Origin of the sequence: Pseudomonas graminis (assembly GCF_004364335.1) — a bacterium.
Lineage (GTDB): Bacteria > Pseudomonadota > Gammaproteobacteria > Pseudomonadales > Pseudomonadaceae > Aquipseudomonas > Aquipseudomonas graminis_D.
Map to the genome: position 1 here is coordinate 1 of NZ_SOCR01000020.1, position 13,757 is coordinate 13,757.

The 13,757-nt window shown below is 60.6% G+C and carries 8 protein-coding genes and 1 pseudogene; 1 reads left to right on the top strand and 8 read right to left on the bottom strand.

Going from position 1 to position 13,757, the window contains the following annotated elements; all coding sequences use genetic code 11:
- The 4 genes from ilvA to EC919_RS26515 form a co-directional block, all read right to left on the bottom strand.
- The coding region (gene ilvA, locus EC919_RS26500) for a threonine ammonia-lyase, biosynthetic (RefSeq protein ID WP_133777360.1) at positions 1–875 on the bottom strand (875 nt) is incomplete at its 3' end.
- A 767-nt stretch (positions 876–1,642) separates the two neighbouring features.
- Positions 1,643–2,683, bottom strand: coding sequence for an AraC family transcriptional regulator (locus EC919_RS26505; protein ID WP_133777283.1), 1,041 nt, complete (start codon positions 2,681–2,683; stop codon positions 1,643–1,645).
- 3 nt (positions 2,684–2,686) lie between these two features.
- Entirely contained in the window at positions 2,687–3,838 is a 1,152-nt protein-coding gene (locus EC919_RS26510) for a carbon-nitrogen hydrolase family protein (RefSeq protein WP_133777284.1), read from the bottom strand.
- 209 nt (positions 3,839–4,047) lie between these two features.
- Positions 4,048–5,688: a methyl-accepting chemotaxis protein gene (locus tag EC919_RS26515; protein WP_133777286.1), complete on the bottom strand. Its 1,641-nt coding sequence runs from the start codon at positions 5,686–5,688 to the stop codon at positions 4,048–4,050.
- Positions 5,689–5,973: 285 nt separating this feature from the next.
- Between EC919_RS26515 and EC919_RS26520 the strand changes: the two genes are divergently transcribed.
- A complete protein-coding gene (locus tag EC919_RS26520; RefSeq protein WP_133777289.1) occupies positions 5,974–8,013 on the top strand; it encodes an NADPH-dependent 2,4-dienoyl-CoA reductase in 2,040 nt (679 codons plus the stop codon).
- Positions 8,014–8,107: 94 nt separating this feature from the next.
- On the opposite strand, the gene EC919_RS26525 is transcribed toward EC919_RS26520, so the two are convergent.
- The 4 genes and pseudogenes from EC919_RS26525 to EC919_RS27550 all read right to left on the bottom strand — a co-directional run.
- On the bottom strand, positions 8,108–8,836 hold the full coding sequence (locus EC919_RS26525) for a DUF2931 family protein (RefSeq protein ID WP_243842352.1): 729 nt from the start codon (positions 8,834–8,836) through the stop codon (positions 8,108–8,110).
- A 70-nt stretch (positions 8,837–8,906) separates the two neighbouring features.
- Positions 8,907–9,545, bottom strand: a complete 639-nt coding sequence (locus EC919_RS26535) for a DUF2931 family protein (RefSeq protein ID WP_133777293.1) — start codon at positions 9,543–9,545, stop codon at positions 8,907–8,909.
- Positions 9,542–11,104 carry a T6SS phospholipase effector Tle1-like catalytic domain-containing protein gene (locus EC919_RS27545; RefSeq protein WP_347876995.1) on the bottom strand — a complete coding sequence of 521 codons (1,563 nt, stop codon included), beginning with the start codon at positions 11,102–11,104 and terminating at the stop codon, positions 9,542–9,544. Before EC919_RS27545 ends, EC919_RS26535 begins: the two co-directional genes overlap by 4 nt.
- A gap of 72 nt (positions 11,105–11,176) precedes the next feature.
- A pseudogene (locus EC919_RS27550) lies at positions 11,177–13,567 on the bottom strand (type VI secretion system Vgr family protein); the annotation flags it as partial.
- Positions 13,568–13,757: the final 190 nt, after the last annotated feature.

Below are 13,757 nucleotides of genomic sequence, written 5' to 3' on the forward strand. Positions count from 1 at the left end.
TGTTCGGTGTACTTCTTGATCCCGGCCACGCCCAGGGCGCCAGCGGGTTCGGTGATCGAGCGGGTGTCGTCGTAGATGTCCTTGATCGCCGCGCAAATCTCGTCAGTGCTGACGGTGATCACTTCGTCGACGTAATCCTTGCAGATCTCGAAGGTGTACTGACCGATCTGCGCCACGGCGACGCCATCGGCGAACAGCCCGACCTGTTGCAGCACCACGCGCTCGCCATAGGCCATGGCCTGCTGCAGGCAGTTGGAATCGTCTGGCTCGACGCCGATTACCTTGATTTCCGGGCGAAGGTATTTCACATACGCCGCGATGCCGGCGATCAGCCCGCCGCCGCCCACCGGTACAAAGATCGCGTCCAGCGGCCCCTGATGCTGACGCAGGATTTCCATCGCCACGGTGCCTTGCCCGGCAATGGTGTCAGGGTCGTCGTACGGGTGGACGTAGACGTAGCCGTGTTCTTCAACCAGCTTCAGCGAATACGCCAATGCTTCGGGAAACGAGTCGCCATGGAGTACGACTTTTCCGCCTCGGGAGCGCACGCCTTCGACCTTGATCTCCGGCGTGGTCTTCGGCATCACGATGGTCGCCGCCACGTTCAGCGTCTTCGCCGCCAGCGCCAGGCCCTGGGCGTGATTACCCGCCGAGGCCGTCACCACGCCCCGCGCCAGTTCTTCCGGGCTCAACTGCGCCAGCTTGTTGTACGCACCGCGAATCTTGAAGGAGTACACCGGCTGCAGGTCTTCGCGCTTGAGCAACACGTTGTTGCCCAGGCGCTCGGAGAGCTGGCGGGCGACGTGCAGCGGGGTTTCCACGGCAACGTCGTAGACGCGGGAGTTGAGGATCTTTTTGACATAGTGATTGAGCAGGTCGCCCTGAGCGAGCGGGTAGGCTGGCGTCTGACTCATCGTGTAGGCCTCGTCGGAACGCTTGCGATGATCAAGCGGGCGGCGAAGACGGCGAGGGAAGGGCGAATGATCATGTCTGGCTCCTGGTGTGGTTTTTGGCCCGGGAGACAGAGAGAAAAAACCCGCCTCTAGGGCGGGTTGGGTGCAAACGTCGGCTAACCCGCCATGACTGGAATGGCGGTAATAATTATCTGGCCGAAGAAATGCTGGGGTGCGTTCATGGTGTCGAGACTATGGCGAACACGACGCGGTCGTCAAGTGGGCCGCTGTCATGAACGCTGCTTTCGCGGAGCAAATCGGCAGCACGGCAAACAGCAGGCAAGGCTTAGCAACGCCGCGCGAATCATTGCCGTCCCAACGCCGAGGCTGGATGGCTTGAATGCAGGAGCGCGCTTGCCCGCGAATAGGGAGGGTCAGGTGACGTTGATGTGACTGAACTCACGCTTTCGCGGGCAAGCGCGCTCCTACAAAGACCTCAGTGTCGTCGAGTGTTCAACAGGCCTTCATTTTTTGTTCATGAGGGCACTTTAGGGTGGGTCCCGTAGTCAGTGAATCTGCCGCTGAATGACTCAGCGGCGCCAGTACCCCATCGATCACAAGAACCCGCCACGAGGGCGCAAAAATGGACGAGTACCAAGAAGAGCTGCTGGAATACCAAGCGTACGAACTGGACCCGCTGGAACCAGCTGAAGACGCCACCGAGTTGTAGGAAAACCCACGCCTGCCAGTCAGAGCGACTGGCGCTGGCTGCGACGAAACGCACCGGGCGTCTGTTCGGTCCAGCGTTTGAAGGCCCGCTGAAAGGCTTCGGCCGACGCAAACCCCAACAAGTAAGCGATTTCGCCAAAGGCCAGTTCGGTGTCCCGGATGTAGGTCATGGCGAGGTCACGCCGGGTGTCATTGAGGATCGCGCGAAACTGTGTGCCTTCGTCCGCCAGCTTGCGGCGCAGGGTCCAGGTCGGCAGCTTCAGCCGCGCGGCCACTTCTTCCAGATCCGGCTCCCGTCCCCCATTTAACAACGGCCCCAGCAGTTGGGTGATGCGCTCGCGCAGGCTACGGGTGCGGGTGAGCTGTTCCAGTTCCCGTTCACACACCTGCAGCAGATGCCGCCAGGTACTGGGCACGTGATCCGGGTTGCGCAGGCCCAACTGACGCTGGTTGAGACGCAGCTGATTGAGGCCCGCTGCGAAGCTCACCGGCTGCTCGCAGAGCGCGGCGTAGCCAGCGGCATAGGCGGGGGCGTCGAACTCGATTTCCAGACGTTCGGCCACAAGCTTCGTCCCGCTCAGGGTCGACAGCTGGTGCAGCCAGCCGCTGAGAATCGAATCCACCACGAAGCGGTTGTAGTCGTTGTACGGGCTGATGGAATAGAAGCGCAGCCAGGCGCCTTCGCTGTCTTCGTGCAGGCTCGACTGGCCGCGATAATTGGAGCCGTACAGCGGTTCAAAACGAATCAGTGTGCGCGCCGCTTCACGCACGGTCGGCGCCTGCGCGGCGGTGATGCCGGCCAGACCCGCGTGGCTCAAACGACTGGATTGCCCCATCCGCAGGCCCAACGCAGGCACGCCGGTCAGCTCGATGGCAGCATGGCCCAGGCGCATGTAGCGCGGGATCGACAGGCGGGCGCCGGCCTCACCCAGTCGAGCGGCATCCAGGCCGTATTGCTGAAGCAGGGGTTGCGGGTCCTTGCCTTCGTTGCGAACAGCGTCGGCGAGGCTGTGGACGAAACCCACGGACAGATCGCCCAGACGCACGCGAGGGGAGGTCATCGGTCACAGCCACAGATTGATCAGGCGCGCACCATGCCCGGGCCGAACGCCTTTCGGGGCCGCGCTGATGGATTGCTCGGCAATGCTTTGCCCGCCGCGACTGGCGAAGCTGTGGCCCGCGCTGCCCTTGTCCCAGAATTGCCCGCGCATGAACACGCTGATGCCGGCCTTCGCCGTGCTGGCCGGTGTCAGGGCCAGTCGACGCCAGGCTTCACCCTGGGTGATTGGCTTGGCGCCCAGGTTCAAATGGGCGGCCAGCGCCTGGTGCTTGTCGCTGCGCCAGGGTTGCGACCAGCCGTCCGTGCCGGCGACGTAGGCCGGTACTGCAATAAGCTCGACGCCGCTGGCGTTGAGGCGCGCGTAGTTGTCGGGGTACCAGCTGTCACTGCCGATCAGCGTCGCCAACCGGCCGGCGGGGGTGTCGATCACGTTGAGCGGCGCGTCCTTGCCAGGACGGATGTAACCCCGCTGATTCCAGCCCGGGAATAACTGACGCTGGGGCTGCCCCAAGGGCAGGCCATCGGGGCCAAACACCAGGCTGCTGTTATAGAGCGCGCCGCGACCGATGCGCAGTTCGCCGTTTTCCACTTGCGGGCTGGGGAGTACGATCGAGCCGGCCACCAGCGTCACGCCGAATTCCTTCGCCAGCCCGCCGAACACGTTCTGATAATCCTGGGCCATGCTGTGCGCCTTCATGCGCAGGCGCGCATCCTCGAAACGGCTGCTGCCCCGCGCGTGAAACACGGCGTCGATGAACAGCAGCGGATTGCTGAACGCCAGCCAGTTCATGGCTTCTTCGAGGGTGGTGGCCTGATAGAACTGGGTCTTTTCGTCCACCGCCAACAACCAGGTGCCGATGTGCTCCGGCAGCACCACGATGGTTTTGTCGTTGAGCAGCCCTTGGTCGCGGGCCTGCACCAGATAGGACGCCAGCTTGCGATGCAGGCGTTTGACGCTTGAATAATCGGAAGGAAACAGCTCGGGCTGAATGCCCAGCAGATTGCCGCGTTCGCCGGGTTGCCCGTCGTTGATCACCAACTGGATGCGCAGGTCCGTCAGGTAATGCCCGACATGACGCTTGCCCGTCCACAGCCCGTAGCTGACGAGAAGAATCACCAGCACTGCAGCGGTAAGTGAGCCGAGAACTTTGCGCATGAAGAAAGGAGGACTGCCTCTGAAGAAAGCGCGCAGGGCGCCATGACGTTGCCGGAAGGCTACGGCAAAACGGCGATTTGGAGAAGGTGTGCCAACGGCCAGGCCGGCCATTCGGCGAATGGGTTGACGCGAGGCAGCGTCGGCGGGCGCCTGAGCTGCCTGGATCAACCGTGATGTCCGCAATTTGCAGGCATCACGGGCGCTGCGTTTTACAGGCGGAAGCGGCTGACCAGCGTGTTGAACGACACGGCCAGGCGGGAAAGCTCCTGAGTCGACGCGTTGGTCTGGTGCGCACCGGCCGCCGTCTGGGTCGACAGATCCTGGATGTTCACCAGATTGCGGTCCACCTCGCGCGCGACATTCGCCTGCTCTTCCGAGGCCGTGGCGATGACCATGTTGCGGTCGTTGATCTGGGCGATGCCGTCGGCGATCTGCTCCAGTGCACGGCCCGTTGCCTGCGCCAGTGCCTGGGTGTCGGTCACCAGCGACTGGCTTTTGCCCATCGCCCCCACCGCCTGATCGGCGCTGGCCTGGACGCTGTTGATCATGCCTTCGATTTCACCGGTGGAGGCCTGGGTGCGCGCGGCCAAGGCCCGGACTTCGTCGGCGACCACCGCAAAGCCCCGGCCCTGCTCGCCGGCACGGGCGGCTTCGATCGCGGCGTTCAAGGCCAACAGGTTGGTCTGCTCGGCGATGCCGCGAATCACGTCCAGCACCTTGCCGATGTCCCGAACCTGCACGGCGAGGTCGCGGACCATGTTGGTCGAGGTGGCGATTTCGGTGGTTGCGCTGTTGATGGCTTCGACCGCGCCACGGGCCTGGTCGCGGCCCTCGCTGGCCTGTTTGCTGGTGGTCCTCGACGCGTCGGACGTGGACACGGCGTTACGCGCCACTTCTTCCACAGCGGAAGTCATTTCCGTGACAGCGGTTGCGGCCTGCTGGATTTCATCGTTCTGGCGAACCAACCCTCGGCTGCCGTTATCGCTGACGGCGGTCAGCTCTTCTGCGGCAGAGGCCAGTTGATTGGACGCATCGGCAATTTGCTGAATGGTGCTTTTCAGGCTGCCCTGCATCTCGCCCAGTGCTGTCAGCAATTGCCCGGCTTCATCACGGCCGGTGCTGACAATAGGTTGAGTCAGATCACCGCCGGCAATGCTCCGCGCGCTCGCGACTGCATAGGCGAGAGGACGGCTGATCAGGCGACTGATGAACATGCCCAGCAAGATCGCCGCCAGAAAGGCAATGGCGATGCCGATGTACAGCGCGGTCTTGGCGGATGACTCCATCCGGGATGCATCCTCCGCACCTTCGCCGATCTGCCGGTTATTGGAGTTAACCATGAGGGTCAGCTCATCGAGCACAACGCGGTAGGCCGCCTGCAGATCGCCGAACAACAGAGCGCGGCCGTTATCAAGGTCGCCGGCCTTCATGAGGCCAATGTATTTCTGAACCATCGCCTGGTAGGTCGGCCAATCCTTTTCCATCTGGTCCCCCGCCGCGCGTTCATCGTCGGCCAGCGGGGTCTTGCGGTACTCGGCGAAGGCTTTTTCGCTCTCTTGTTGATTGGCGCTTATCGAGGCAATCACTTCGTCTTTCACGCCCTGGGGCAGACCGGCGGCCGTGGCCGTATATAGCCGATAAAGATCGCGGCTTTGTCCTACGGCGTTTGTTTTGGCCTGGGCGGTCTTTGCGACGGACACCAGGTTGTTGCTGAACACCAGCTTCAAGCTGTCCGACAGGTCGGAAACGCCACGGCTTCCCAGCGCACCCACTCCCAAAGTGATGAATGCGCACAGCGTGAAGGCTGTGATCAACTTGGTCGAAATTTTTGCATCATTGATCCAGCTCATTGATCGTCCTGCCGAGGTATTGAGAAGAAGGACATTGCTCAGCCATCGGGGCGGTGCGGCAAGGTCGTCACAGGTCTATCGGCACCGACGTCCAAGTCTGGAGGGCGGTCCGATGAACGATGAGGTGCACCGCTCGATCATTGATTTGTCACTTCCAGTCATTGAGCAAGGCCGGGCGGCTGTTTACTGTTTGCGCCATGTACAAGGCGCTGGTCCAAGGCCCTGACTGACTCGACGGGCGCCACAGAGCGCCCGCGCCCCGTGATGATGCTCGATGGAGTTTTTATGGCCGCCCCTCACTACCCGCATTTGCTCGCTCCCCTGGACCTGGGTTTCACCACGTTGCGCAACCGTACCCTGATGGGCTCGATGCACACCGGGCTCGAAGAGAAACCGGGCGGGTTCGAGCGCATGGCGGTGTATTTCGCCGAGCGCGCACGGGGCGGGGTAGGCCTGATGGTCACCGGCGGCATCGCGCCGAACGACGAAGGCGGCGTGTATTCGGGGGCGGCCAAGCTGTCGACGCCTGAAGAAGCCGCCAACCATCGCATTGTCACCCAAGCCGTGCACGAGGCCGGCGGCAAGATCTGCATGCAGATCCTCCACGCCGGGCGTTATGCCTACAGCCCCAAGCAAGTGGCACCGAGCGCCATTCAGGCGCCGATCAACCCCTTCACACCCAAAGCGCTGGACGAAGAGGGCATCGAGAAACAGATTCAGGATTTCGTCACCTGCGCGACCTTGGCGCAGACCGCCGAATACGACGGCGTCGAGATCATGGGCTCCGAAGGCTATTTCATTAACCAGTTTCTCGTCGCCCACACCAACCATCGCAGCGACCGTTGGGGCGGCAGCTACGAAAACCGCATGCGCCTGCCGGTGGAGATCGTGCGCCGCGTGCGTGAAGCCGTCGGCCCGAATTTCATCATCATTTATCGCTTGTCGATGCTCGACCTCATTGAGGGCGGCAGCAGCTGGGAAGAAGTGGTGCAACTGGCCAAGGCCATCGAGCGTTCGGGCGCCACTTTGATCAACACCGGCATTGGCTGGCACGAAGCGCGCATTCCGACCATCGCCACCAAGGTGCCGCGCGCTGCGTTCGCCAAAGTGACCGCGAAAATGCGCGGCTCGGTGTCGATCCCGCTGATCACCACGAACCGCATCAATACCCCCGAGGTTGCCGAGCAGATACTCGCCGAAGGGGACGCCGACATGGTCTCCATGGCGCGCCCGTTTCTCGCCGACCCGGAATTCGTCAACAAGGCCGCGGCGGGTCGCAGCGACGAGATCAACACCTGTATCGGCTGTAATCAGGCGTGTCTGGATCACACCTTCGGCGGCAAGCTCCCCAGTTGCCTGGTCAACCCCCGCGCCTGTCATGAAACCGAGCTCAATTACCTGCCGGTCACCCAGGTCCGGAAAATCGCCGTCATCGGTGCCGGTCCTGCAGGCCTCGCTGCCGCCACCGTTGCGGCCGAGCGCGGGCATGACGTGACGCTGTTCGACTCGGCCAGCGAAATCGGCGGGCAGTTCAACATTGCCAAGCGCATTCCGGGCAAGGAAGAGTTCTTCGAGACCCTGCGCTACTTCGGCCGCAAGCTGCAGACCACCGGCGTCGACCTGCGCCTGAACACCCGCGTCACGGTCGTTGACCTGCTCGGCAAAGGCTATGACGAAGTGATTCTCGCCACCGGCATCGCGCCACGAACGCCCGCCATCCCCGGCGTCGACAACCCCAAAGTGCTGAGCTATCTCGACGTGATCCTCGGCCGCAAACCGGTTGGCAAGTCCGTCGCCGTGATTGGCGCGGGCGGCATCGGCTTCGACGTGTCGGAATACCTTGTGCACCAGGGCGTCTACACCAGCCTGGATCGCGATGCGTTCTGGGACGAGTGGGGCATCGACACGCATCTGGCGGCGCGAGGCGGTGTCGCCGGAATCAAGCCTCATCCTCATGCGCCAGCGCGTCAGGTGTTCCTGCTGCAGCGCAAGGCCACCAAGGTCGGCGACGGCCTTGGCAAAACCACCGGCTGGATTCATCGCACGGGGCTTAAGAACAAGCAGGTGCAGATGCTCAACAGCGTGGAGTATTTGAAGATCGACGATGCTGGTCTGCACATTCGCATCGGCGCGGTGGGCGAGGAGAAACTGCTGCCGGTGGACAACGTGGTGATCTGCGCCGGGCAGGATCCGCTGCGTGAACTGTATGACGGGTTACAGGCGGCGGGGCAGAGCGTGCATCTGATTGGCGGGGCGGATGTGGCGACGGAACTGGATGCCAAACGGGCGATTGATCAGGGATCGCGGTTGGCGGCGGGGTTGTAAGGGATGGTTTCTGGCGGGTGATGTTGCTGCTGGGTTTGGACGGGGTTGGATCGCGTGCCGCCAGGGTCTGTGGGGACTCTGGCGGGTGGGACGGTTACCAGCTGCCGTAGGGGATTCCGTGCTGGTCAATCCAGGCTTGGGCTGCTGGATTTGGGGCTCGGTAAAACAGCCCTTTTCCGTCTTGGTTGGGGCCTAGCGGCTCTACTTTAGCTTGGTAACGGCCGACTTCTTTGAAGCCCAGGCACGATCCGCCTAACCACACTTTTACAATTCCCCCTGGCGCCATTCCTAAGGTGACGGTGTCGCGAAAGTCTTCTTTCCACTCGCCAGCCCAGAGGCAAAATCCTTTCTCTGGTTTGATCATCTCATCACGGACCCACTGCGGTATCCGAATGCTGATTTTGTAAGCTTGAGGCTCCACTATTGACTGCCAACGCAGAAGGAGTTGGTCTGGTAAGTCAACGTTGTTGATGGGTTTGCCGCCTGATGTGCCTTTATGCCAACCCTCGGGCTTACGCGTGTAACCGGCCACCCCAGCATGCACATTGAAGAAAACGTATCCTCGCTGATCGAGCACATCGACGCTTTCCACCCACACTTCCATGTGTTTGGGCGCGGCGAAGCCTACATACCACGCCGGATAGGGCAGCTTGACGGGCGGGGGTACTGACCCTCCCGTTGCACAGGCACTCAAGCTGATCAGGTATCCGACCGCCAAGACCAGACGCCTCATTCGGGAAACCCAGTCTGCAACTTGAAGCCTTGAACAAAGCCGCAAATGCGCTAGCCGTCGCGTGTCGTGATGCTCCTTGTTAGCACTCATGGTCCAATTACCAATTACCAATTACCAATTACCAATTACCAATTACCAATTACCAATTACCAATTACCAATTACCAACTGCCATAGGGAATGCCGTGCTGTTCTACGTAAGCTTTGTTCTCCGGTTCGAGCGGGATGTACTTGCCCTTGCTCGCGCCACAGTAGGGGCCGAGCGGCTCGACTTCGGCTTGGTAACGGCCGACTTCTGTGAAGCCTAAACATGGCCCGCCAACCCAGACTTTCACAATGCCTCCCGGAGCCATTCCCAGCGCAATCGAGAAACGGTAGCCATCTATCCATTCTTTTGAGCCGCGGCAGTAGACCCGCTCTGGCCTAACCATTTCAGCGCGTACCCACTGAGGGATGGGAATTCTGGCCTTGTAAGCTTGCGGCTCAACTAGTGACTGCCAGCGCAGAAAGATTTGGGCAGGCAGATCTACGTTATTTATAGGCTTCGACTTGCCCCCTCCTTGATGCCAGCCCTCGACCTTTCCGGTGTAGCTTGCGACCCCGCCATGGACTCGGAAAAATGCAAGGCCACGCTGATCTAAAACATCTACGGTCTCCACCCACACTTCCATGTGCTCTGGCGCAGCCAACCCTATGTACCACGCTGGATACGGCAGTTTAGGAAACGGGGGGAGTCTGGGCCCACTCGCGCACGCGGTAAGGCTCAGCAGCATGCCGGCTAAGCAAATTAGCCGTCTCATTCTGGGTAACCTTCTTGCGGACGATTGAGGTGCACGTTCCTACGATTCAGCGGCGCCGGTTTGCTCAATAGAAAGGGACCCTCAGGGGTCCAGTGAGCGGACATGTGGATGTAACGCGCTCGCAGCAACGCCTCTTGAGCAGGCTCAAGGCGTACGAGTCGGTCCGTCATTACCTGCTGCAAGATTCGCTTTGCGATAGGCATGAGCTCGTCGGGCATTGCGAGTTCAGGCCGCTCCTCCAGACCCTTGAATGGAACGCCGTGACGTACCGCTAGTTCACGCATTACGCGCAATGCAATCTGGCTCAGTTCGCCATGTACTGGGCGTTCGAGCAGCACGGTTATCCAGTAGTCCTGCACGACCGGCTCAGCTTTGCCGCGGGGGTTAGTTGCTGCAAGCCAGGCTTTCACCGCAACGTAGCCATCGCGGGCCACGCCTGATTCGCGCAATGTCTTGGCGTCCGCCTCTGCACGGGCCCAGGCGGTGTGGGATTCAACCCTTTGACCGGTCGGAACGCTGGCCTTGCATGGCTGCATCATCCACAACTTTTCTCGTGCTCGTGGCAGGTAGCCCCCGCCGACATCGGAGTGAGCGCCCGGCAGTCCGATCTGGAGGTGCGTGTGGTGGACGTTATTAAGAGAAAAGTCCGCTCGATATTCGTCAAGGGCTTGAAGGTGAATAACCTGCCGCGCGCAGTCAGGTGGAAGGTAGAGATTAACGCCACGATTAAGGTCGTTGCCAGGACTGAAGTCACCATGTAGAGGATCTGAGATGGCTGCAACGGTATCGAACAGGCCGATCAAGTTGATGGATACGTCCGCCGAAGCATCAAATCCCTTCCTAAGACCGAAGTTTCCAGCCTTGAGCACTTCGGCAAATATGCCGCACTGCGGCTTGATGAATTCATTTGCGCAATGACGCGCCGCCGCCGCTCCGCGGCTAAATCCGAAAATATCGACCTCAACTTTTTTAATAAAAGTTCCCGCATTGTTTTCTTCAAACAGGCTCAACTGGCTCTTGATGGACATTGGTGCTTGTCTGACGCGAGCCACCACCCCAGTCTCACCCTGCCCGAGGCCTTGACCAATCAGCCTGTCATCTTTGCCGCCACTGCGAGTACCGATGCCTTCCATATAGACAGCTAAATAGGCGATCTCTTGGTCTGCCTTAAGCAGAGTAGTGCTGTTATCCGGATACAAGTCATACAAATACGCCACGTTACTCGGCGCATTCCCGTAACTGTTATTCGGCGCGCTGTTGAACGCACTCCCGTCAAACTCTCCAAACCCATACTGCTTGCACGTCGCGGCAATGCTCTCCAGCTCTTCACTGCTAAAGGTCTCCAGATCCTGCCGTCGGCAACGCTCCGTCGCTGCCGCGTTGCTCTGATTATTACCGGTCCCGTCAAAGAACAGCCCAATGCGCAGGGTGATGCCTTCGGTGATTTCCTCTTCCTCTTCTTCCTCCTCAGGTTCAGGCTTCGGACGCGGCGTCAGCCATTCTTCGGGCTGCGGAAAGTCGATCGCCACGCGTCCGGGCAACATCGTGTGGACGGGCATGGTTCTGCCGTCCTTGTCGGTCACGCCGTTGAATACTTCGCCGTCCTGCGTGGTGATCCGGTAACGAACAAAGCGTGCTGCGGCCTGTTGCGCGTCGACCAGGGTATACCCCGCCCCATAGCCATAAGGTATTGGCGTCACCGGCGTCGTCAGCGTGGTGGCAGCGGCCTTCAGCACGTAAGCGGCCCGGTGATAGATATTCCCCGGCGCGCCCAGCTCGATCTCGCCGTTTTTGATGCGGATGAATGCGTCACCGCAATTCAGGAGGAGCTCTTCCGGGGCGCTGATTTCGATCCGGCCGGCCAGGCTTTCAATCTTGATGTCGTTGTTGGCCAGTGCATGCAGTGCGGCACTTTGGGCGTGAAGCTGGACGTCGCCCTGAACCGCTTTTAATTGCAGACCCTTGGTCACAGCGCACAGGCTGATCGCACCCTCGGCGGTGCCGGTTATGCTGCGTCCGGCGCTGAGGTCGGTTGAGCGTGATGAGGTGATGGCGACGCTTTCGCGACCGGAGGACAGGCAGATCGCTTCAGGAGTGACGATGCCGATGCCGGCCGGTGCGTGTAGCAGCAGACCGGGCTCGGTGAGGTGAGTCAGCGCATCGTTCAGTTGAGTTTGGCCGCTCGTATCGGCGGGAATGGCGCCCGCACTCTTTGCAGCCAGGGCCATGGTGCGGGCCAGGGACAGCGCGGTTTCGAGCTGGTCGATTGCATCATCCATGTCCAGCTGCATCCCGTGGGCCCTGGTCTGTTCATCCGCACTGATAAACAGCCCGCTTCCCGCCCGAATCGCGCCCCGGCCATCGGTACGCAACTCAAACCCTTCGCCGCGCTTATCCTTCTCGTTGTCGACCAGATGCCCAAGGTTCAGCTGGCTCTTGCCGCTGTGTTCGGTGCTGAGTTTGATGTGTTCCTGGCCGCGCTCGTCCTCCATGCGAAGCTTGTTGTTCGCCGGGGTCCGCAGCACGTTGCGTTTGTAATCGCTGCGCAGCAGCGTCACATGATCGGGATGGCAACTGTCATGAAGCGCGTGAGCGATATACGGCCGGTCCGGGTCGCCTTGCTCGAAGGCAATCGCCACTTCGGTCCCGCAGATCAGCGGCAGGTGCAAGCCGTGGGTATCGCCCGCATAGGATCGAGCCAATCTGAGCCACAGGCTTTCCTCACCCAGCTTCCAGCTGTCGCGATCAAACAGAAAGCTGACTTTGTAGCGGCCTTCGCTGTCGATGTGGCTGTACGGATCGTTGGCCAGCGAGCTGGTGACACGGGCCGGAACAGTGCCCACTATCTCGGGCCTGGCCAGCAACGGCGGCCGAAAACACACGCTCTCGGAATACGGAATCGCCTCAAAACTCAGTTCAAAACTGCGATCCCGCGCAGCGCGCAGCTTCAATCCAGTGATCACCGCACCCGGCTCAAACGCTTGCGGCGCACCACCCGAAATCTGCAGCACCTGCGCCAACCCCAACGAAGCACTGCTGCTAATTCCGGTCAGCCGAGTCTGGTTATTGAGATACCGCTCATGCCGCAACCGTCCATAGAAAAACCCGCTTTCACCCTCTAAATCTTCATCCTGATCCAGCTTGTCGCCGAGCACCTTGTACGGCTCGGCATAGTGATAAGCCTCGCCGTAAGTCGTGGTATCACCGCGCGTCTGATCAACATCCCCATCCAGCCATGCGTTCGCATCCCGATGGTGATAAGCCCGAAAGTGAACGCTCTTCTCCACCACCTCATGACTGACCTGCAGCCCCCAAACCCCATCCGCGCCGCTGCTGCCCAACCCCGACTGAGGCCTGAACGGCAAACTGATCCGAGGGCGAGCGTAATGACGCTGATCATCATGGAACTCGACGACCGCAATACCCAATCGCTCGTCATTGGTAAAGCGATACCAGATCCCTACCTCCGCCAGTAGCCGCGAGATAAACGCCAGATCACTCTCGCCGTACTGCATCACTTGCTCGCGCTTCGGATACTCCCGAACCAGCGTGAACAGAAAATCCTGCCCCTCAAAGTCATGCCGAGTCCGCAGAATGCTCTCGACAATCTGCGGCACCGACTGATGCTGATAGATCCGGAACTGCCGCCCACGGGCCAGCAACGCCAGGCGCGGCTGCAAAGTAATCTCGTATCTGGCCTCGTCAGCAGAGCCGGAAAGCCGCTTAAAGCCTGTCACCACCCCATGCAGCGTTCGCAACGGTTTAACCGACGGGACCGGCAAACCACGAACCGCCACCGGCAGGGTGTGAGGCGCAGCATGCAGGCTGAACTGAGCGGTCTTCCCCAGCACCCGCTCGGCGCCGATGTCCGGCTCGACGGAGGTAAATTCCACGCGATACAGAAACGGCTGACTCAGCTGTTCCTCGCCCTCGAAGGCAAGAACATCGAGCGCAATGGGCAGACGATGAATAACAAGTGTGTGGCGGCTGTGATCGAAGAAAGGCGGCAATGCGGTGATCATGAATGAGCGTCCCTGGCAGGAGAAAGCGCCCCTGACCGGTCTGCAGAAAACCGGATCAACTCGTCCATGAGAGAGGGCTGAAGCGGGCGAAGATGAGGCATTTCAAAGCGTCATTCCATAGGCAAAACACGAACCGGACGCGTCCTAATGGAGATCAGGAAATGCCCTACACGGCCTCCTAAATCGAGAC